Annotated in this window: 18 protein-coding genes; 1 reads left to right on the top strand and 17 read right to left on the bottom strand. The window is 55.4% G+C overall.

Going from position 1 to position 20,165, the window contains the following annotated elements; translation table 11 throughout:
- Positions 1 to 156 precede the first annotated feature (156 nt).
- The 3 genes from asd to dpaA all read right to left on the bottom strand — a co-directional run bounded on the left by asd (position 157) and on the right by dpaA (position 2,819).
- Positions 157 to 1,200, bottom strand: coding sequence for an aspartate-semialdehyde dehydrogenase (gene asd / locus GC56T2_RS06160; protein WP_144973804.1), 1,044 nt, complete (start codon positions 1,198 to 1,200; stop codon positions 157 to 159).
- A gap of 111 nt (positions 1,201 to 1,311) precedes the next feature.
- On the bottom strand, positions 1,312 to 1,917 hold the full coding sequence (locus GC56T2_RS06155) for a dipicolinate synthase subunit B (RefSeq protein ID WP_144973802.1): 606 nt from the start codon (positions 1,915 to 1,917) through the stop codon (positions 1,312 to 1,314).
- Positions 1,914 to 2,819, bottom strand: coding sequence for a dipicolinic acid synthetase subunit A (gene dpaA, locus GC56T2_RS06150; RefSeq protein ID WP_144973800.1), 906 nt, complete (start codon positions 2,817 to 2,819; stop codon positions 1,914 to 1,916). The genes GC56T2_RS06155 and dpaA overlap by 4 nt, the downstream gene beginning before the upstream one ends.
- Before the next feature lie 191 nt (positions 2,820 to 3,010).
- Between dpaA and GC56T2_RS06145 the strand changes: the two genes are divergently transcribed.
- Positions 3,011 to 3,250: a YlmC/YmxH family sporulation protein gene (locus tag GC56T2_RS06145; RefSeq protein WP_033023112.1), complete on the top strand. Its 240-nt coding sequence runs from the start codon at positions 3,011 to 3,013 to the stop codon at positions 3,248 to 3,250.
- Positions 3,251 to 3,311: 61 nt separating this feature from the next.
- On the opposite strand, the gene GC56T2_RS06140 is transcribed toward GC56T2_RS06145, so the two are convergent.
- The 14 genes from GC56T2_RS06140 to GC56T2_RS06075 form a co-directional block, all read right to left on the bottom strand.
- Positions 3,312 to 4,559, bottom strand: coding sequence for a M16 family metallopeptidase (locus GC56T2_RS06140; protein ID WP_144973798.1), 1,248 nt, complete (start codon positions 4,557 to 4,559; stop codon positions 3,312 to 3,314).
- Positions 4,546 to 5,532, bottom strand: coding sequence for a polysaccharide deacetylase family protein (locus GC56T2_RS06135; protein WP_144973796.1), 987 nt, complete (start codon positions 5,530 to 5,532; stop codon positions 4,546 to 4,548). The genes GC56T2_RS06140 and GC56T2_RS06135 overlap by 14 nt, the downstream gene beginning before the upstream one ends.
- Before the next feature lie 87 nt (positions 5,533 to 5,619).
- Positions 5,620 to 7,788: a polyribonucleotide nucleotidyltransferase gene (gene pnp, locus GC56T2_RS06130; RefSeq protein WP_144973794.1), complete on the bottom strand. Its 2,169-nt coding sequence runs from the start codon at positions 7,786 to 7,788 to the stop codon at positions 5,620 to 5,622.
- 141 nt (positions 7,789 to 7,929) lie between these two features.
- A complete protein-coding gene (gene rpsO / locus GC56T2_RS06125) occupies positions 7,930 to 8,199 on the bottom strand; it encodes a 30S ribosomal protein S15 (RefSeq protein ID WP_033023106.1) in 270 nt (89 codons plus the stop codon).
- Positions 8,200 to 8,286: 87 nt separating this feature from the next.
- Complete coding sequence (ribF, locus tag GC56T2_RS06120) at positions 8,287 to 9,267, bottom strand: bifunctional riboflavin kinase/FAD synthetase (RefSeq protein WP_172706091.1); 981 nt, start codon at positions 9,265 to 9,267, stop codon at positions 8,287 to 8,289.
- A 38-nt stretch (positions 9,268 to 9,305) separates the two neighbouring features.
- The gene (gene truB / locus GC56T2_RS06115; RefSeq protein WP_144973792.1) at positions 9,306 to 10,217 is read right to left on the bottom strand and encodes a tRNA pseudouridine(55) synthase TruB; all 912 of its coding nucleotides are present in this window, start codon (positions 10,215 to 10,217) and stop codon (positions 9,306 to 9,308) included.
- A 211-nt stretch (positions 10,218 to 10,428) separates the two neighbouring features.
- A complete protein-coding gene (rbfA, locus tag GC56T2_RS06110) occupies positions 10,429 to 10,800 on the bottom strand; it encodes a 30S ribosome-binding factor RbfA (RefSeq protein ID WP_033023102.1) in 372 nt (123 codons plus the stop codon).
- A 15-nt stretch (positions 10,801 to 10,815) separates the two neighbouring features.
- The gene (locus GC56T2_RS06105) at positions 10,816 to 11,094 is read right to left on the bottom strand and encodes a DUF503 domain-containing protein (protein ID WP_033023101.1); all 279 of its coding nucleotides are present in this window, start codon (positions 11,092 to 11,094) and stop codon (positions 10,816 to 10,818) included.
- Entirely contained in the window at positions 11,091 to 13,328 is a 2,238-nt protein-coding gene (gene infB, locus GC56T2_RS06100) for a translation initiation factor IF-2 (RefSeq protein ID WP_144973790.1), read from the bottom strand. Before infB ends, GC56T2_RS06105 begins: the two co-directional genes overlap by 4 nt.
- A gap of 13 nt (positions 13,329 to 13,341) precedes the next feature.
- Entirely contained in the window at positions 13,342 to 13,650 is a 309-nt protein-coding gene (locus tag GC56T2_RS06095) for a YlxQ family RNA-binding protein (RefSeq protein ID WP_033843530.1), read from the bottom strand.
- Complete coding sequence (rnpM, locus tag GC56T2_RS06090) at positions 13,640 to 13,930, bottom strand: RNase P modulator RnpM (protein ID WP_033023089.1); 291 nt, start codon at positions 13,928 to 13,930, stop codon at positions 13,640 to 13,642. Before rnpM ends, GC56T2_RS06095 begins: the two co-directional genes overlap by 11 nt.
- 12 nt (positions 13,931 to 13,942) lie before the next feature.
- Positions 13,943 to 15,094, bottom strand: a complete 1,152-nt coding sequence (nusA, locus tag GC56T2_RS06085) for a transcription termination factor NusA (RefSeq protein ID WP_144973788.1) — start codon at positions 15,092 to 15,094, stop codon at positions 13,943 to 13,945.
- Positions 15,095 to 15,119: 25 nt separating this feature from the next.
- Positions 15,120 to 15,593 (bottom strand): ribosome maturation factor RimP, encoded by a 474-nt coding sequence (gene rimP, locus GC56T2_RS06080; RefSeq protein ID WP_144973786.1) that lies wholly within the window; start codon positions 15,591 to 15,593, stop codon positions 15,120 to 15,122.
- 222 nt (positions 15,594 to 15,815) lie between these two features.
- A complete protein-coding gene (locus tag GC56T2_RS06075) occupies positions 15,816 to 20,117 on the bottom strand; it encodes a PolC-type DNA polymerase III (protein ID WP_144977100.1) in 4,302 nt (1,433 codons plus the stop codon).
- Between the last annotated feature and the right edge of the window lie 48 nt (positions 20,118 to 20,165).

The raw sequence follows: 20,165 nt of genomic DNA, 5'->3' as shown, positions 1-20,165 counted from the left end.
ACACCTCGACGATTGGATAAACTTTCCCGGCCTTCACTGCGAGGAAGGCGGGGGCTCCGTCAACCATCCGATTCGCCGGCCCATCCTTGGGCGTCCGCCTTGTGTCAGGCGGACGTCGTGCCGCGTTGAGGCGGGAGATGCCGTGAAAAAACGGCGTTATATCAACCCGAGCTTTCGTAAATGTTCCGCGATTTGCACCGAGTTCGAAGCCGCCCCTTTCAGCAAGTTGTCGGCGACAATCCATAGGTGGAAGCCGCGCGGATGATCCAAATCGCGGCGAATGCGGCCGACAAACACATCATACTGGCCGACGCAATGGACCGGCATCGGATACAGCTGTTCGCTCGGATCATCTTGAAGCACGACACCCGGCGCCTCGCGAAGCACCTCGTGCAAGTCGGCAACGGTGACGCCGTCTTGCTCGACTTCGATGTACACCGATTCCGAGTGCCCGCTCGCCACCGGAATGCGCACGCACGTTGCCGCCACTTTCAGCTCGGGCATGTGCATAATTTTTTTCGTTTCGTTGATCATTTTCATTTCTTCAAATGTAAAGCCGTTGTCTTGGAACTTATCGATTTGCGGTATGGCGTTGAACGCAATCGGGTAATGCTTTCGGTCCGATTTCACTGGCAAAATGTTCGCCTCGACCGGCTTCCCTTCGAGCACCGCTTTCGTCTGCGCATGCAGCTCTTCGATCGCCTGCGCCCCGGCCCCGGAAACGGCTTGGTACGTTGAAACGATCACGCGCTCTAAGCCAAACGCTTTCCGAATCGGCTCCAACGCCACGACCATTTGGATCGTCGAGCAGTTCGGATTGGCGATAATGCCGTTATGCCACGTCAAGTCGCTTCCGTTCACTTCCGGGACGACAAGCGGCACGTCTTCCTCCATCCGAAAGGCGCTTGTATTGTCGATGACGACCGCCCCGCGCCGCACCGCTTCCGGCGCCAATGCCTTCGATACCGCCCCGCCGGCGCTGAACAAGGCAATGTCCACCCCTTCAAAGCGCTCGGGTGATGCCGCTTGCACCTCAATTTCCTCGCCGCGGAACCGCATTTTTTTGCCAGCCGACCGCTCCGATGACAACAAAGTCAATGTTCCAACCGGAAAGTTCCGATCCTCAAGCGTCCGCACCATTTGCTGCCCGACGGCCCCCGTTGCTCCGACGACAGCGACATGATATTGCTTTTGAGCCATCCACCATTCTCCTTCCACATCGTCACTCTAAGAAGTGAATTCATAGTCTTTATTTTATCACATTCCGCTGTGGACGAGAGAACATTTTTATGCGCCGCTTTGATTTTTGATTCAGTTGTAGCGGAAGCGTTCAATGATCACCGGCTGCAGCTGTTTTCCTTCCAGCGCGGCGAGAACCGTGTCGCGCAACAGCGGCATGTAGGCGACCATCGAGTTTGGCTTCGCCTGCGGGGCGTCTTGGCCGAACGGAATAAAGTAAATGTTTTTCGCCGCCATCAGCCGCATCAAGTTGACACCGTTTAAGCCGAGCGCATCGTTTGTGGAAATGCCGAGCACGACCGGGCGGTGATTGCGCATCGTCGCTTTGGCCGCCATGAGCACCGGGGAATCGGTCATGGCGTTGGCCAGCTTGCTCATCGAGTTGCCGGTGAGCGGAGCGATCACCATGCAGTCGAGCGGAATTTTCGGCCCGAGCGGCTCCGCTTTGACGATCGTGTCAATCACTTCATTTCCCGTCAACTGTTCGAGTTTTTTCACCCATTCCTCCCCTTCGCCGAAACGGGTGTTGGTCGTCTTAACGGTGTACGTAACAATCGGCAACACTTCGGCCCCTTCATGGACAAGTTTTTCAATTTCGGGAAACACCGCATCATACGTGCAATGCGACCCGGTGAGGCCAAAGCCGATTCGTTTTCCCTTCAGGCTGTTTCCGCTCATCGTTTGTTCTCCTCCCGTTTTTGCCAATCTTCATACAAAAGCTGCGCCAAAACGTTGGCAATGATTTGTCCGGCTGTTTTCGGCGCGACGATCCCGGGCAGCCCGGGCGCTAAAATGGCTTTCACGCCGCGTTTTTCGGCGTAGCGAAAGTCGGTGCCGCCCGGTTTGGACGCCAAATCGATGATCAGCGTATGGGCCGGCATTTTGGCGATCACGCTCGCCGTGACAATCAAATGCGGAATCGTGTTGATGCAGACGTCAATATCGCGCACTTCTTTTTCCAAATCGTTTAGGTGAAACGGCACGAGCCCCATTTCCGTAATGCGGGCGAGATGCTCCGACCGGCGCGCCCCGACTTTCACTTTCGCCCCTAGGGCGGCAAACGTCCGGGCAACGGTCATCCCGACGCGTCCGAGCCCTAAGACGGCGACGCGCGAGCCGTGAATCGTAAAATCGGTGTGCTGAATGACCATCATCACCGTGCCTTCGGCGGTCGGAATGGAGTTGTAGATGGCCACATCATCGCGCTCAAACAGCTGCACGTGCTTACGTTCGGTCTTTCTCACCAGCTCATCCAAATACGAGTTGCTGATGCCGGAGTAAATGGTGCAGCGTTGGGCCGTTCGTTTCACCATTTCTTCGGTGAATGGAATCGGTTCTTGGGCGAACACGCTGTTTACTTTTCCGTCCAACGTCGTGCCGTGAACCGGCAAAATAATAGCATCCAAATCAGGAAAATCGACTTCGTCAATCGGCAGCTTCACGGCCCCGGTAAAATGATGGGCCAGCTGGTCAAAGCCAACGAGCGATAACTTGGCATCCAATTCCACGAGTTTGCGAATGACTTCCAGCTGCCTCGCATCACCGCCGATGATGGCGACATGCATTCCTGTCAGCATCATGTTGTACGCTCACCTTCTTTGTTGGCAAACTGCTTCATTTCTTTTCCCATCTTATGTCGGGGGGAAACCATGGGTGAATGACCCGGCGGGAAAAAATGGGCGTCATCATCGCGGCGCCGGGCTGCAACAGTCATGTTTTGCCGTTCCGTTTCTATACATAGAATAAAGGGACAAAAAGGAGGGAACCAACGGTGAGGCTGAGCGAACTAAGCGGCAAAGAAATCGTGGATGTCAGGAGGGCCGAGCGGCTCGGGGTGCTCGGACAAACGGATTTGGAAATCAACGAGCAAACCGGGCAAGTGGAGGCACTCCTTATTCCGACAGGAAAATGGTTCGGGCTGCGGAAAGACCATCAAGAAATTCGCGTGCCGTGGAACTATATCCGCAAAATTGGCTCCGATATGGTGATGATCGACATTCCCGAAGAATAAGAGACAAAAAAGAAAAAAGCTAACCACCTCAGGAAAAGGTCGTTAGCTTTTTTACGCCCGTTTATGAGCGAAGCGGACGCGGCAGCACGCCGTCCGGGCTGATGAGGGCGAGCGCGTAATCGTCGGTGAACACCGTGCGCGCCAGCTCGTTCACTTTTTCCACCGTGACGCTCTCAATCTCCTCAATGATTTCGTCAAGCGAGCGATGGCGGCCAAGGAGCAGTTCGTTTTTGCCGTTGCGGCTCATCCGGCTGTTCGTGCTTTCCAGTCCGAGCATCAAACTTCCCTTCATTTGTTCTTTGCTGTTATGCAGCTCTTTTTCGGTAATGCCGTCTTCTTTTAATTGCCGGATCGTTTCTTGAATCGTCGCAAACAAAACATCGAGCTGCTCGCTCCCGGTGCCGGCGTAAATGGCGAGCAATCCGCTGTCTTGGTAGGCGGAATGGTACGAGAACACCGAATACGCCAATCCGCGCTGTTCGCGCACTTCCTGAAACAGCCGGCTGCTCATGCTGCCGCCTAAAATATTGTTCAAAATCAAGAGCGGGTAGGCATCCGGATGTCCGATCGGCAGCCCGTTGAACCCGATGCACACATGCGCCTGCTCGACGTCTTTTTTGCGCGCCATCTTTTGCGGCGCAAACGACGGCGTCCCTGAAGAAGGCGGCCTCTTTGCTGCCGTGAACGAGCCGAAATAGCGCTCGATCTCGTCGATAAACCGCTCATCCACGTTGCCCGCCACCGAAACGACAACGCGATCCGGCGTGTAGTAATCGGCCATATACTGGCGCAGCGTATCGCCGGTAAACGTGCGCAGCGTCTCTTCCGTGCCTAAAATCGGATAGCCGAGCGGGTGGTTCGCGTAACACGCCTTGCCGAGCAAATCGTGGACGATGTCATCGGGCGTGTCTTCGTACATTTTGATCTCCTCGAGCACAACGTTGCGTTCTTTGTGGAGCTCATCTTCCACAAACGTTGAGTGGAAAAACATATCGGCGAGCATGTCAAGCGCCAGCGGGGCATGTTCATCCAACACTTTAGCGTAGTAACACGTATACTCCTTCGAGGTAAAGGCGTTCACTTGCCCGCCGATGCTGTCGAACGCTTCGGCAATGTCTCGCGCCGTGCGCGTGGTTGTTCCTTTAAAAAACATGTGCTCCAAAAAATGCGAGATCCCGTTGTTTTGTTCTGTTTCGTTGCGCGATCCTGTGCCAATCCATACGCCGATGGCCACCGATCGAACCGTCGGGATTTGCTCGAGCACGATTCGCACACCGTTTTTGCACGTATATTTGTTAATCAACTCCATGTTCCTCCTGTTTGTTTGCCAGTCTTTTCTCATCGAATAAGGCCGTCAAGCTGCCTAACGCGTAACCTTGGCGTTTGATTGAGACGATCAGCTCATCGAGCGCCGCCGCCGTCGGCATCGTCGGATGCATTAACACGATGGCGCCGGGATGGATGTTCGATGCCACCCGTTTCACTATAACAGATGGGGCTGGTTTTTGCCAATCAATTGTATCGACGCTCCATAGAATCGTTTTCATGCCAAGTTCCGAGGCGATCTCGACGACCTCGTCGCGATAGCTGCCGCTTGGCGGAGCGAACCACTTGCATTGGACCGCGGTCGCCGCTTCGATCACTTCGTTCGCTTTTTGGAGCTCATGGCGAATGCGTTCGTTGCTCAACGTTTTCAAGTCGGGATGGCTGTAGGAATGGTTGCCGATCTCATGGCCGGCATCTGCTATCATTTTTGCCATCTCCGGATGTTTTTTTACCCATTGCCCTTCCAAAAAGAACGTTGCCTTCACCTGATGCTTTTTCAGCGTCTCGAGCATGTCAGGAAGGTATTCTTCCCCCCAAGCGACATTGACCGTCAGCGCCACCATCGGTTTGTCGGGATGGCCGCGGTAGATTGGCGCCGGCGGCAAATCGTCCAAATGAACGCGCGGCGGCACTTGGCGGAACACAAGCTTGCGCTCATCGAACGTTCCTGTTTTTTTCATGTTTTGATAGGAAGCGTCAATATCGACGGCCAGACCGTTATAGCCGGGCGTCGCCTTCCACACTTTATCAATGACCGCATCTTGGGCGGGAATTTCGTACTGCTTCGCCTGCTTGACGATCGTTTCATACAGCTTGTCGCGCTCCTTTTTCATCGCCGTTGTGTCCGCCGGACGCCAGCTCTCGACATAGTTTCCGACCGGCGGCCAATGCACGGCCATCCAGGCGGCAAGCAACATGACCGCCAGCGCCATATAGCGGATGGATGCGTTGTTCACCCTTGTCCCCCTCCTTTTTCATTACTACAAAATATGTGGGCGGGGGACAGTGTAGAACATAACAAAAGAGCCTTAAGAAACAAATTCCTAAGGCTTCATGCGGTGGCGCTCCGGCCGTCTTCCCCGTTTTTCCCGCGTCTCTTTCGGCGCCTGGCCGATGCCGCGGGCGTCGCGCAACACCGCTTTGCGCGACAGGTTGACGCGTCCTTGTTTATCGATTTCTGTGACTTTGACTAAAATTTCATCGCCGATCGAAACGACGTCTTCGACTTTGCCGACCCGTTCTTCGGCCAGTTCGGAAATGTGGACAAGCCCGTCTTTGCCGTTGAACAGTTCAACAAAGGCGCCGAATTTTTCAATCCGCTTCACTTTGCCTAAATACACTTGGCCGACTTCGACTTCGCGGACGATGTCTTCGATGATTTGCTTCGCTTTTTGGTTGGCCGCTTCGTCGACCGACGAGATGAAAATCGTGCCGTCTTGTTCGATGTCGATTTTGACGCCGGTCTCGTCGATGATTTTGTTGATCTGCTTGCCGCTTGGTCCGATCACCTCGCGGATTTTGTCCGGATTGATGTGCATGATCAAAATTTTCGGCGCATATTTGGACAGCTCTTTGCGCGGTTCGCTGAGCGTCTGCATCATATGGTCCAAAATCTCCAGCCGCCCTTTGCGCGCTTGCATGAGCGCTTCTTCCAAAATGTCGCGCGTCAGTCCTTTAATTTTAATGTCCATCTGCAGGGCGGTGACGCCTTTTCTCGTGCCGGCGACTTTAAAGTCCATATCGCCAAGATGGTCTTCAATGCCTTGGATGTCGGTCAAAATCGTGTAATGATCGCCGTTTTTCACCAATCCCATGGCGATGCCGGCGACCGGCGCTTTAATCGGCACCCCGGCGTCCATCATCGCCAGCGTGCTGGCGCAAATGCTCGCTTGCGAGGTCGAGCCGTTCGACTCCAACACTTCGGAAACGAGGCGGATCGTATACGGAAACTCCCGCTCCGACGGCACGACCGGCTCAAGCGCCCGCTCGCCAAGCGCCCCGTGTCCGATTTCACGCCGCCCCGGCCCGCGCATCGGCCCCGTTTCCCCAACGGAAAACGGTGGGAAGTTGTAATGGTGCATAAACCGCTTCGATTCTTCCAAATCAAGCCCGTCCAAAATTTGCACATCGCCGAGCGCCCCAAGCGTACAGACGCTTAACACTTGCGTTTGCCCGCGCGTAAACAGACCGGAGCCGTGCGTGCGCGGGAGGACGCCGACCGCCGACGAGAGCGGGCGGATTTCATCGACTTTGCGCCCGTCCGGACGAATTTTGTCCACCGTGATCAGACGGCGCACTTCCTCTTTCACGAGCTTGTGCAAAATTTCCTGCACTTGCTTCAACTTCTCTTCATCCGCTTCTTCCGCCTCGTATTTGGCGATGACACCCGCTTTCACGTCTTCAATGGCCGCATCGCGCGCCAATTTTTCCGGCACTTGCACCGCCTTTTTAATATCGGCTTCCGCAAGCTGGCGAATTTCCGCCTCCAACGCTGGATCCGGCTCATACAGGACGACTTCCATTTTCTCTTTGCCGACTTGGGCGGCGATTTCCTCTTGGAAGGCGATGAGCCGCTTCACTTCCTCATGGCCGAACATAATCGCTTCGAGCATCACTTCTTCCGGCACTTCGTCCGCGCCGGCTTCCACCATGTTGATCGCGTCTTTCGTGCCGGCGACAACGAGATGCAGATCGCTTTTTTCCATTTGTTCGACCGTCGGGTTGATGACAAACTGGCCGTCGACGCGGCCGACGATCACGCCGGCGATCGGTCCTTCAAACGGAATGTCGGAAATCGTCAGCGCCAGCGAGGAACCGATTAAGGCAGCCACTTCTGGCGCGCAGTCTTGGTCAACGCTCATGACCATGGAGACGACCTGCACTTCATTGCGAAATCCTTCGGCAAAGAGCGGGCGAATCGGGCGGTCGATCAACCGGCTCACCAAAATCGCTTTTTCGCTCGGCCGGCCTTCGCGCTTAATAAACCCCCCGGGAATTTTCCCGACGGCGTACAGCCGCTCCTCATAGTTGACGGTCAGCGGGAAAAAGTCGACGCTTTTCGCTTCCCGCGATGCGGTGGCCGTGCTCAGCACAACCGTGTCGCCATAGCGGACGAGCGCCGCGCCGTTCGCCTGTTTCGCCAGTTCGCCGGTCTCGATTATGAGCGGGCGCCCAGCCACCTCGATGGAAAACACGCGTTTCTCTTGTTCCATACAGACGAGTACTCCTCTCTATGTACAAATGAAATGATGGATGCCGCTGATGATTAGTATGGACGAATCGGCGTCATTGTTATCATCGCCGTGTCAATCCCGCCTGCAAACTAGCAAAAAAGCGGGAATGCTCCCGCTTTTTTATCGACGTAATCCAAGTTTCTCAATCAATTCACGGTAGCGCGTCACATCTTTGTTGCGCAAGTAGGTCAATAGATTGCGGCGTTTCCCAACCATTTTCAGCAGGCCGCGCCGTGAATGATGGTCTTTTTTATGGACGCGCAAATGCTCGTTCAACGTATTGATTTGCTCCGTCAAAATCGCAATTTGCACTTCCGGAGAACCGGTGTCGTTCTCGTGGATTTTAAATTGCTCGATGATTTCGCGTTTGCGTTCTTGCGTCAATGCCATCCTCGTTCACCTCCCTAGCTTGAAATCCCCGGTTGCCGAGCGGGCGTCGGTGACTCGCCTAGCCAAGCAACGGTTCACATACACTGATTAGAATACCTCTTTTTCCGGCAAAATGCAAGTCTTTTCATTGAAGCGCCGGAAATACTGCTCCGCCTCCTCCTTGTCGCGGGTGATTTGCGCGGCCAGTTCGTCAACGCTGGCAAATTTCCGTTCGCTCCGCAGCCGGCGGTGCCATTCGACGATGAGCGTTTGTCCATAAAGATCGCCGGAAAAATGGAACAAATGCACTTCGATCGTCGGCAACCCTTCGCGCGCCGCATGAAACGTCGGTTTATATCCGACGTTCGCCACCCCTTCATACTCATTGCCATCGACGGTCACCTTGACGGCATAGACGCCGACTGCCGGCAAAATATAATCGCCGTTTAAGGCGATGTTCGCGGTCGGGAAGCCGATCGTCCGCCCGCGCTGCTCCCCGGCTACGACCGTTCCCTCGAGATCATAAAAGCGGCCGAGCAGGCGGGGAAGTTGATCCACGTCCCCGCTTTCCAGCAGCTTCCGCACGCGGGTGGAACTTACCTTTTCCCCGTCGACGACGAGTTTCGGAATGACCGTCTGCCCAAATCGGCCGCGGGCGTGGATTGGCATCGTCTCCATCGTTCCTTTTCCGAACCGCCCGTAAGTGAAGTCAAAGCCGGCGACCACGTGCTTGACATGCAGTCCGTCCAAATACTCGTCGACAAATTGCTCCGGCGCCAAGGCGGCAAACGTCGGCGTAAATTCGACCACGTACAGCCGATCGATGCCAAGTGATGCAATGAGCCGCTCTTTTTTGCCAAGCGGCGTGATGGCGCGAAGTTCAGGCTGTTTGCCGAGCACGACGGACGGATGGGGATGGAACGTCATCACCGCGCTTTCGTACCCGCGCTCCTTCGCAGCCTCGACCGCCGTTTTGATCACTTTTTGGTGGCCGAGGTGGATGCCGTCAAAATACCCGAGCGCCATCACGGCAGGGGGGAGCGCTTGCCGTTCGAGCTGATGCGGATGTGAAAGAAACAGCGTTTCCATATCGATAACCCACCTTCTTTGTTTCCGCCGCGCCTTTTTCATGAATGAAACACTTTGAGCGGCTTCATCAAGCCGGGGCGCGTCGGGTGCTTGACGTACAGAGCCAGCGCTTCCCGCTCAGGCGAAACGAGCACAATCGGTCCATCAACCTGCTCGAAAAATGCGGGAAGGCGAAGCAGCGCCCCGTTCTTTACTTTCTCTGCTACTTTATCATTGATTTGATATTTCGGCAAATGAAAGAGCGCTCGCTCAATCGGAATGATGAGGGAAGCGGCCGTTCCGTCAGCCGCTCGCCGGGCAAGCTCCGCCAACGTCACGCACTCCTCAAGCCGGAACGGCCCCGAGGCCGTCCGGACCAGATCGGACATGTGCGCCGGGTAGCCGAGCCGTTCGCCGATCGTCACCGCAAGCGTACGGACATACGTGCCTTTGCTGCACGTGACGCGAAAGCGGAACGACACCGTTTCCCCGGTGAACTGCTCACGCTCATCGAGCAGCTTCAGCTCATAAATCGTCACGCGCCGCACCGGACGCTCCACTTCGAGGCCGGCGCGCGCGTATTCATATAGTTTTTTGCCGCCCACTTTCACCGCGGAGTACATCGGCGGCGTTTGCTCCATTTCGCCAGTCAAGCTGTCCAGCACCGCTTCGATCTCCGCGCGCGCGATCGCCCGCTCGATCGGGCGGGCGGCGATGATGTCGCCATCGGCATCTTCCGTTGTCGTCGCGGCGCCAAGCGTCACTTCTCCTTCGTACGTTTTCGTCGCGCCGGTTAAAAATTCAGCGATGCGCGTCGCCTTGCCAAGGCAAATGGGCAGCACGCCGGACACGTTCGGATCCAACGTACCGGTGTGCCCCGCTTTTTTGACGCCGAGCAGGCGGCGCACGCTCGCCACACAGTCATGCGATGTCATTCCTTTCGGTTTATGGAGCAGCAATACCCCGTCCATCGGCGCACCCTTTCTGTTTCCATACTCGCAAATGAAAAGGAACGTCCGCTACCGCTTTTCGGCATCGTTTGCGGATAAAGCGCGGCAACGAGGGTGTCCCAAAAGGATCGGGATCCCCTCTTTTATTGCTCTATATACGTGCTGACTGCTTCTGCCGCACGATCGGTCGTGCCGATCTTGAAGGCAGCCAACCTTTTCGGTCAGCCCCCTGCTACTGCTTATCCGCATTCTCGTCAGCTTCCTTGCTGTCCGAAAGTTGCCGGATCAGCTGCTCAATGCGGCTTCCGTATTCGATCGTTTCGTCGATTTCAAACAAAATGTCCGGCGTTTTGCGCAGGCGGATGCGCTGCCCGATTTCCGAGCGGATAAACCCTTTTGCTTTTTCCAGCGCCTTCAGCGTCTCTTCCCGCTGTTTGTCATCGCCCAAGATGCTGATGTACACTTTGGCCTGCTGCAAATCGCCCGTCACGCGCACATCGGTCACCGTCACAAAGCCGATGCGCGGGTCTTTCAGCTTGCGACCGATAATGTCGCTCAGCTCTTTTTTCATCTGCTCGCCCACGCGAGTTGCCCGTATATTCATCATCCATCACCTCGATCACAGCCACTCGAATACTGTCGCCGCCCGCTCCAACTCGGGAAACGAATCGAGCAACGCCAACGCCCGTTCGAGCTCCCGTTCGGCAGCGCGGCGGCTGGACGCGATGGCAACGAGGCCGATTTTCGCCCGCTGCCATGCCTCTTGATGATCGATTTCCGCCACCGACACGTTGTACCGTTGCCGGATTCTCGTCAGCACCCGCTGCAAGACGGCTCGTTTGTCCTTCAGCGACCGGGCGTTGTAGATCAGGCACTCGCACGCGGCGAATCCGATCATGCCCGAGCCACTTCCTGCATAACGTACGCCTCGATGACGTCCCCTTCTTTAATATCGTTGAAGTTTTTGATCGTCACCCCGCACTCATAGCCTTGCGCCACTTCGCGCACATCGTCTTTGTACCGCTTGAGCGAATCGATTTCCCCTTCGTAGACGACGATGCCTTGGCGAATGAGGCGCACTTTGCTGTCGCGGGTGATTTTGCCGTCGGTGACGTAGCAGCCGGCGATCGTGCCGACTTTCGACACCTTAAACGTTTGCCGCACTTCCGCTTGGCCGATCACTTTTTCTTCGTATTCCGGATCGAGCATTCCTTTCATGGCCGCCTCAATTTCCTCGATGACGTTGTAAATGATGCGGTGGAGGCGGATGTCCACTTTTTCCGATTCGGCGGCGCGCTTCGCGTTGGCGTCCGGACGGACGTTAAAGCCGATGACGATGGCGTTTGAAGCCGTCGCCAACGAAATGTCCGATTCGGTGATGGCGCCAACGGCAGCGTGGATGATTTTCACCCGCACGCCTTCGACGTCGATTTTTTGCAAGGCGGCGACAAGCGCTTCAACCGATCCTTGGACGTCGGCCTTGACGATCAAGTTCAGCTCTTTCATTTCGCCTTGCTTAATTTGCTCAAACAGATCGTCCAAGCTGATGCGCGTTTTGACGCTCCGCTGCTCCTGCAGCTGCCGCTGCGCCCGCACTTCGGCGATTTGCCGCGCTTTTTTCTCATCTTCAAACACCATAAAGCGGTCGCCGGCTTGCGGCACATCGTGCAGACCGGTGATTTCGACCGGCATCGATGGCCCCGCCTCTTTGACGCGCCGGCCGCTGTCGTTCACCATCGCGCGCACGCGCCCGTACGTCGTGCCGACGACGATCGGATCGCCGATGCGAAGCGTTCCGGTTTGGATCAACAGCGTCGCCACCGGGCCGCGCCCTTTGTCAAGCTTCGCTTCAATCACCGTGCCGACCGCGCGCCGGTTCGGGTTCGCCTTCAGTTCTTCCATTTCGCTGACGAGCAAAATCATCTCAAGCAAGTGGTCAATGCCTTCTTTCGTTTTCGCCGACAACTTGCAGAAAATCGTATCCCCGCCCCATTCTTCCGGAACGAGGTTGTATTCCATCAGCTCCTGCATGACGCGGTCTGGATTGGCTTCCGGTTTATCCATTTTGTTGATGGCGACGATGATCGGCACGTTGGCGGCCTTGGCGTGGTTGATCGCTTCGACCGTTTGCGGCATGACCCCGTCATCGGCAGCGACAACAAGAATGACGATATCCGTCACTTGCGCGCCGCGCGCCCGCATTGTCGTAAACGCCTCATGACCCGGCGTATCGAGGAACGTAATTTTTTTGTCGTTGACGGTCACTTGGTACGCCCCGATGTGCTGCGTAATGCCGCCCGCTTCTTGCTCCGTCACTTTCGAATGACGGATCGCATCGAGCAGCGTCGTTTTTCCGTGGTCGACGTGCCCCATGATCGTCACAACCGGCGGCCGTTCCACGAGATCTTCCGGCGCGTCGACAATCTCGATCGTTTCGAAGTTCGTTTCATCGATCGTCACTTTTTCTTCGACTTCGACGCCGTAATCGGAGCAGATCAGTTCGATCGCGTCCTTGTCTAAGTCTTGGTTGATGGTCGCCATCACACCGAGCATAAACAGCTTTTTAATGATTTCCGACGGCTCGCGGCCCAATTTTTTCGCCAGCTCGGCTACTGTCAGCGAACCTTCGAACGTAATTTTTTTCGGCAGCTCTTTTTCTTTTTTCGCCGGCTGTGGCGGCTGCTTCGCGGCCGGGGCGGCTTGTTTTTTCCCTTTGGCCGGCCCTTTGCCTTTCTTTTTCGCCGCTTGGAGCAGCTTTTTCTCCTGCTGCTGGGCTTCGGTTTTTTTCGTTTCCTTCCCTTTTGGCGCTCCTTTTTTCTTCACCGGCTTGCTTTTCGCCGCTTCTTTTCCATCGTCAAACAGTTCTTCATCGGCAAAATCGGTCGCTTTCGCCGGCGTCGGCCGCTTCGGCTTCTCCGTCTTCTCCGGCTTTTTCCCTTTCTTTTCCTCTTTTCGCCCGTCTTTTTTCTCCGCGTTCGGGCGGTATTGATGATCGAGTTTTTCGACGACATCAGGTTCGAGCATGGTCATATGATTGTTCACTTCGATGTTCATTTCTTTCAATTTATGGATAACGTCCTTGCTAGGCACGTTTTGTTTTTTGGCGTATTCGTAGACACGCATTTTGGACATACATTCACCCCCATTAAGATCGGTCGAGCATCGTCAGCAGTTGACGCGCGAACCCTTCATCGGTGACGGCGACGACGACGCGGGCGTCTTTGCCGATCGCCCCGCCAAGCGTATAGCGGTCCGGCACTTTGCAAAGCGGAACGCCATAAAACGCGCACTTGTCGGTCACTTTTTTTTCCGTATTGGCTGATGCGTCTTCGGACAATAAAACGAGCTGCGCTTTGCCCCGCTGCACTTCTTTGACGACAAGCCCTTCGCCGGAAACGACTTTTCCGGCCCGCTGCGCCAGCCCTAACAGCGACGCCCAGCGGCTATTGTTCATGGCCCGTGCGCTTCTCCTTTTCCGCCAACGCGAGCAGCTCGTCATACAGCGTTTCCGCAATTTCGGCCTTTAAATGGCGGGCCAAAATGTTTTTCTTTTTGGCCAGCAAAATGCATTCCGGATCCAACGTCATGTATGCGCCGCGCCCCGCCTTCTTGCCGGTCGGGTCGATCGACACCTCTCCGTCTTTGGAGCGGACGATGCGCACCATTTCCCGTTTCGGTTTCATCTCTCCGGTGACGACGCATTTGCGTAACGGAATTTTCTTTTGCGCTGCCATCTCCATTCCCCCTCACTCGATGTCCGCCGGTTCAGTGAACGGTTGGCCGCTTTCCTCACTATGTTCATTATCAGCCGCCGCGCCGCTGAAATCAAGCGAAGTGGATGGCGCATATGGGTCAATGCCCATTTCCCGCGCTTCTGATTCGCTTTTAATATCGATTTTCCAGCCGGTTAATTTCGCTGCCAGCCGGGCGTTTTGCCCGCGCTTGCCGATGGCGAGCGACAGCTGGTAGTCGGGAACGACGACGGTCGTTGCCTTTTGTTCCTCGTTCACGATGACGCGCAGCACTTTCGCCGGGCTGAGGGCGTTGGCGACAAACTCAACCGGGTCCGCCGACCAGCGGACGATATCAATTTTTTCCCCGTTCAGTTCATCAACGACCGCTTGGACGCGCTGCCCCTTCGGCCCGACGCAGGCGCCCACCGGGTCGACCTCCGGGTTGTCGGAATGAACGGAAATTTTTGACCGGTCGCCAGCTTCGCGGGCGATAGACTTAATTTCGACCGTGCCATCGTAAATTTCCGGCACTTCCAGCTCAAACAGCCGCTTCAGCAAGCCCGGATGAGTGCGAGAAACGAAAATTTGCGGCCCTTTTGTCGTTTTTTCCACTTTGGTAATGTAGACTTTCAGCCGATCGTGCGGCTTGTACGTTTCGTTCGGCATTTGTTCGTTTGCCGGCAGAAGCGCCTCCGCTTTGCCGAGGCTGACGTAGACAAAGCGCGGATCGATGCGCTGAACGATGCCGGTCATAATATCTTCCTCGCGGTCGACGAACTCGGCGTAAATAATGCTCCGCTCCGCTTCGCGCACGCGCTGGGTGACGACTTGCTTCGCCGTCTGCGCCGCGATGCGCCCGAAATCGCGCGGCGTCACTTCCAGTTCGACGACGTCGCCGATCTGATAGTTCGGATTGATTCGCTGCGCTTCTTCAAGCGAAATTTCGAGGCGCGGGTCGGTCACTTCTTCGACGACGTCCTTGCGCGCGAGCACGCGGATCGTGCCGGTGTCCATGTTGAAGTCGACGCGCACGTTTTGCGCTTGGCCGAAATTGCGCTTGTATGCCGAAACGATCGCTGCTTCGATCGCTTCCACGATGACTTCTTTGCTGATGCCTTTTTCCCGCATCAGGTCGGCTAACGCCTCAAGCAGTTGCGTATTCATGAAACGAAAATCCCCCTTTTGCCACTTAGAAGAAAATGACGGCTAGCCTTGCGCTTGCCACTTTGTCATACGGAATGGCGACCGTTTTTTGCCGCCCGCGGTCTTTTACCGACAGCGTCACGGTCGTTCCGTCAAAAGCGGTCAGCTCGCCTTCGAATTGTTTTTCTCCCTCAATCGGCTCATACGTTTTGATCATGACATGTTTCCCGACCGCTTTGTAAAAATCGTTTTCGTTTTTCAGCGGCCGCTCCGCCCCCGGCGATGAGACTTCCAAGAAATAGTTGTGGGGAATCGGATCGACTTCATCGAGCTTTTCGCTCAGTTTTTCACTGACAACGCCGCACTGTTCAATATCGACCCCGTTCTCTGAATCGATAAAAACGCGCAAGAACCAGTTCTTCCCTTCCTTCACATATTCGATGTCCACGAGCTCCAGCCCCATTTCGTCCAAAATGGGCGCCACGAGTTGTTCGACCGTGTCTGTCACTTTTTTGCCCATCGTTTTCCTCCTTACCGAGCCAAGCTGCACGTATGGCATAATGAGAAAATCCCCTGCTCAAGGCGGGGAATGAACGAAAGACGGATGCCGATTCAAGACGAAAGAGTGGGTTTCCCCACTCTTTGCCTGCCATTATCTTTGCCAATTCCACTAAAACTATAACATATTGGTAATGATATTGCAACGGAAAACGGCCGCAAAAAAGCAGGCTGTTTTCCGCCGTCAAAACAGTGACAGCTGGTTATGGTCGGGAAGCGAGTCGAGGCAGCCGCGCTGTTCCAGATATTCCAACAGCGTTTTCGACACTTTGCCGCGCTGTTGCAAATCTTCTTTGGATAAAAATTCGCCTTCCTCACGGGCGCGCACGATCGCTTGTGCCACGTTGTCGCCAAGGCCGGGAATGGCGTTAAACGGCGGAATGAGCGAATGGCCGTCAATGACGAAGTCGGTCGCCTGTGAACGGTACAGATCAATATTTTTGAACGAAAAGCCGCGCTCACACATTTCCAGCGCCACCTCTAAGACAGTGAGCAAACTTTTCTCCTTCGCTGTCGCTTGGATGCCTTTGGCGTTAATTTCTTCAATCCGCTTGCGAATGGCGGCCGATCCTTTGATCATGGCGTCAAGGTCGAAATCTTCCGCCCGCACCGTGAAGTACGACGCGTAATACAAGAGCGGATGATGCACCTTAAAGTAGGCGATGCGCACCGCCATTAATACGTAGGCGGTGGCGTGCGCTTTCGGGAACATGTACTTGATTTTTTTGCATGACTCAATGTACCACTCCGGCACGTCGTGTTTGCGCATTTCCGCTTCGAATTCCGGCGTCAATCCTTTCCCTTTGCGCACCGATTCCATAATTTTAAACGCCAGCGACGGCTCGAGCCCGCGGTAAATGAGATAGACCATGATGTCGTCGCGGCAGCCGATCACTTCCGACAGCGTGCACGTCCCGCTTTGAATGAGCTCTTGCGCATTGCCGAGCCACACATCGGTGCCGTGCGACAAGCCGGAAATTTGCACGAGCTCGGAAAACGTTTTTGGTTTTGTCTCTTCCAACATTTGTCTTACGAAGCGGGTGCCAAACTCTGGAATGCCGATCGTGCCGACGTTGCACATAATTTGTTCCGGCGTGACGCCAAGCGGTTCGGTGCTGCTGAAAATGCCCATCACATCCGGATCATCGGTCGGGATCGTTTTCGGGTCGATGCCGCTTAAATCTTGCAGCATCCGGATGACGGTCGGATCGTCGTGCCCGAGAATATCAAGCTTCAGCAAATTATCGTGAATCGAGTGGAAGTCGAAATGGGTCGTCCGCCACTCCGATGACGTATCATCCGCCGGGTATTGGATCGGCGTAAAGTCGTAAATTTCCATATAATCGGGGACGACGATAATGCCGCCCGGGTGCTGCCCGGTCGTCCGCTTCACCCCGGTGCAGCCGGCCGCGAGCCGGTCGATTTCCGCGCCGCGCAGCTCGAGGTTATGGTCGCTCGCATAGCCTTTGACAAATCCGTACGCCGTTTTGTCGGCCACGGTGCCGATCGTGCCCGCGCGGTAGACGTTGTCTTCACCAAACAGCACTTTCGTATAGTTATGGGCGCGCGGCTGGTATTCCCCTGAGAAGTTCAAGTCGATATCCGGCACTTTGTCGCCTTTAAAGCCGAGGAACGTCTCAAACGGGATGTCGTGCCCGTCTTTTTTGTATTTCGCCCCGCATCGCGGGCAGTTTTTATCGGGCAAGTCAAAGCCCGAGCCGACCGACCCATCGTTGAAAAACTCGGAATGCTTGCAGTTTGGGCAAACGTAATGCGGCGGCAGCGGGTTCACTTCGGTAATTTCCGTCATCGTCGCGACAAACGATGAGCCGACCGACCCGCGCGAGCCGACGAGATAGCCGTCATCAAGCGATTTTTTCACGAGCTTATGGGAAATCAAATAAATGACGGCAAACCCATGGCCGATAATGCTGTTCAACTCTTTTTCGAGCCGCTCTTCGACGAGCTTCGGCAACGGATCTCCATAAATTTCCTTCGCCCGCCGGTAGCTCATCTCGCGGATTTCCTCATCCGCGCCTTCAATGCGCGGGGTGTACAACTCGTCTTTGATCGGCTTCACATCGCCGATTAACGAGGCGATTTTCTGCGTGTTGTCGACGACGATTTCTTTCGCCTTTTCCGGACCTAAAAACGAGAAGCAATCGAGCATTTCATTCGTCGTCCGGAAATACACATCCGGCAGGTCGTGCCGGTTGAGCGGATTCGCTCCGCCTTGCGAGTGGATCAAAATTTTTCGGTAAATTTTGTCCTCCCGATTCAAGTAATGAACGTTGCCGGTGGCGACAACGGGAATATTCAGCTTCTCGCCAAGGGCGACGATGTGGCGGATGATGGTTTTGATCATCTCTTCGTCTTGCACATAGCCCATTTCAATGAGCGGCTTGTACACATCCGGCGGATGCACTTCGAGAAAATCGTAAAAGCGAGCCAAGTCTTCCACTTCTTCCGGCGCCTTTTGGATCAAGTTGTCAAACAGCTCTCCTTTGTCGCAGCCCGAACCGACAAGCAAGCCTTCGCGGTGCTTCACAAGCACGGAGCGCGGGATGCGCGGCACGCGATGAAAATAGTGAATGTGCGACAAGGACACGAGCTTGAACAAATTTTTCAATCCGGTCTCATTTTGCGCCAGCAGCGTCGCGTGAAACGGGCGGGCAAGGCGGTAGGACGCCTCGCTGTGCGTGCGGCTGTTCAGTTCATCATGATACAAAATGCCCCGCTCTTCCGCTTCTTTTAACAGCCGCATGAGCAAATGACCGGTCGCCTCGGCGTCATAAATCGCCCGGTGGTGCTGCGTCAATTCGATATCAAACTTTTTGCATAGCGTGTTAAGACGATGGTTTTTCAAATCCGGGTATAGAAAGCGGGCGAGCTCGAGCGTGTCAATGACGGGATTCGGCACGTGGCCGCGCCCCATTTTCGCGAGGCCGGCATTTAAAAAGCCGATGTCGAAGCTGGCGTTGTGGGCGGCGAGCGTCGCGTCGCCGGCCCAGTCGATAAAGCGAGCCAGCACTTCCTCCGGCCGCGGCGCGCCCTTTACCATCTCATCGGTAATGCCGGTCAGTTCCATCGTCGTCACGGACAACGGGTGGCCCGGATCGGCAAACGACATGAACCGGTCGATGATCTCGCCGTCTTTCACCTTCACCGCCGCCAGCTCGATGACCGTGTTGTACACGGCCGACAGCCCCGTCGTTTCGACGTCAAAGACGACATACGTCTCATCGGAAAGGCGGCGATGCGCCTCATTGTAGGCGATTGGCACGCCATCATCGACGATGTTGGCTTCGAGGCCGTAAATCACCTTTATGCCGTGTTTTTTCGCCGCGCTGTACGCCTCCGGGAACGACTGAACGACCGCGTGATCGGTGATGGCAACGGCCGGATGCCCCCATTTTTTCGCCTGCTCAATGAGCGTTGCCACCGGTGTGACGGCATCCATTTGGCTCATCGGTGTATGCAAATGAAGCTCGACCCGCTTGTTTCCTTCCGGCGCCGTATCGTGCCGCTCATTGGCGGCGATTTCATTCAAATCGTTGGCGATGAGAACGAGATCGCGGACGAACGTATCGTTTTGCACGCTGCCGCGCACTTTCACCCACATGCCCTTTTTGACGCTGTGCATCAGTTCGGCATCTTCTTTGTCGCGCGAGAACATTTTGACTAAAATCGAGTTCGTGTAATCGGTGATTTTGGCCGTCAGCAGCGTGCGACCGCTTTTGAGTTCGCTCACTTCGGCGGCAAACACGTACCCTTGGACGACGACGCGCCGCTCTTCCTCGACGATCGTCTCAAGCAGGCGCACCGGCTCCTCGTCGCGAATCGGGTAGCCGATGACAAGCGGACCAGACGGAGCGCTTGTCGCTGTTTTTTCCTCTTCTTTCGCCAAATCGGTCAGCACAGCGAGCGCCCGTTCTTCATCCTCTTGCCGCTTTTGCGCCAAAAACTGCTCCATTTCTTGGTCGACTGGCTCAATAGTAACGTCAAGCTGAAGAGACGGAAACCCAAACGACATGTATACATCGGCGATTTTTTTGGCGAACCGCCGCTTCATGGCCAACGCTTCCGCCTCGTGCCGGGCTTTGACGATGAGCTTGTTTCCGCTCACGGCCGGCGTCTGGCGGCGGAGCGCGTCCACGAGCGGGGAGACGCCTTCCTGCAGCTGCTCAAGGCAAAGCGACCAATACGCCTGCACATCCGCCTCCGTCACGTGCGGCGCGTCGACTTCGATCGTATGGCGAACGGCGGCAATATGGCGAAACGCCGCTTGCAGCCGGTTGGCAAATGTTTGATAGACGTCAGCCGGCAGCACGTTGGCGAAGCGAAAATAAAAATGCCAGCTCTTTTCGTGCTTATCAATCACCACTTTGCGAATCGCCGCCTCCCGAAAATGCGGCAGCCATTCATCCGACGTCATGTTCAGCTGCTCGAGCAGCACAAGAAACCGCTCTTTTTGCGCATTCATCATGGCTTCCCCTCGCATGAAATCGTTTCTCTTTTTCTATCATACCATACG

Source organism: Geobacillus sp. C56-T2, from assembly GCF_007829715.1.
Lineage (GTDB): Bacteria > Bacillota > Bacilli > Bacillales > Anoxybacillaceae > Geobacillus > Geobacillus icigianus.
This window is presented reverse-complemented; position numbering and strand designations above follow the sequence as displayed.

Bases quoted from the DNA above. Each gene is read 5' to 3' on its own strand.
- pnp (WP_144973794.1), bottom strand. From the start codon at position 7,788: ATGGAACAAGAGAAACGCGTGTTTTCCATCGAGGTGGCTGGGCGCCCG.
- dpaA (WP_144973800.1), bottom strand. From the start codon at position 2,819: ATGATGCTGACAGGAATGCATGTCGCCATCATCGGCGGTGATGCGAGG.
- rnpM (WP_033023089.1), bottom strand. From the start codon at position 13,930: ATGGCAGCGCAAAAGAAAATTCCGTTACGCAAATGCGTCGTCACCGGA.
- rimP (WP_144973786.1), bottom strand. From the start codon at position 15,593: ATGGGCAAAAAAGTGACAGACACGGTCGAACAACTCGTGGCGCCCATT.
- nusA (WP_144973788.1), bottom strand. From the start codon at position 15,094: ATGAATACGCAACTGCTTGAGGCGTTAGCCGACCTGATGCGGGAAAAA.
- rpsO (WP_033023106.1), bottom strand. From the start codon at position 8,199: ATGGCATTGACGCAAGAACGCAAACGCGAAATCATCGAGCAATTTAAA.
- GC56T2_RS06155 (WP_144973802.1), bottom strand. From the start codon at position 1,917: ATGAGCGGAAACAGCCTGAAGGGAAAACGAATCGGCTTTGGCCTCACC.
- GC56T2_RS06140 (WP_144973798.1), bottom strand. From the start codon at position 4,559: ATGGAGTTGATTAACAAATATACGTGCAAAAACGGTGTGCGAATCGTG.
- GC56T2_RS06105 (WP_033023101.1), bottom strand. From the start codon at position 11,094: ATGATCGGATTCGCCGCGTGCGAGTGCCTGATCTACAACGCCCGGTCG.
- truB (WP_144973792.1), bottom strand. From the start codon at position 10,217: ATGGACGGGGTATTGCTGCTCCATAAACCGAAAGGAATGACATCGCAT.
- asd (WP_144973804.1), bottom strand. From the start codon at position 1,200: ATGGCTCAAAAGCAATATCATGTCGCTGTCGTCGGAGCAACGGGGGCC.
- GC56T2_RS06095 (WP_033843530.1), bottom strand. From the start codon at position 13,650: ATGAACAATAGCCGCTGGGCGTCGCTGTTAGGGCTGGCGCAGCGGGCC.
- rbfA (WP_033023102.1), bottom strand. From the start codon at position 10,800: ATGAATATACGGGCAACTCGCGTGGGCGAGCAGATGAAAAAAGAGCTG.
- ribF (WP_172706091.1), bottom strand. From the start codon at position 9,267: ATGGAAACGCTGTTTCTTTCACATCCGCATCAGCTCGAACGGCAAGCG.
- GC56T2_RS06075 (WP_144977100.1), bottom strand. From the start codon at position 20,117: ATGATGAATGCGCAAAAAGAGCGGTTTCTTGTGCTGCTCGAGCAGCTG.
- infB (WP_144973790.1), bottom strand. From the start codon at position 13,328: ATGTCCAAAATGCGTGTCTACGAATACGCCAAAAAACAAAACGTGCCT.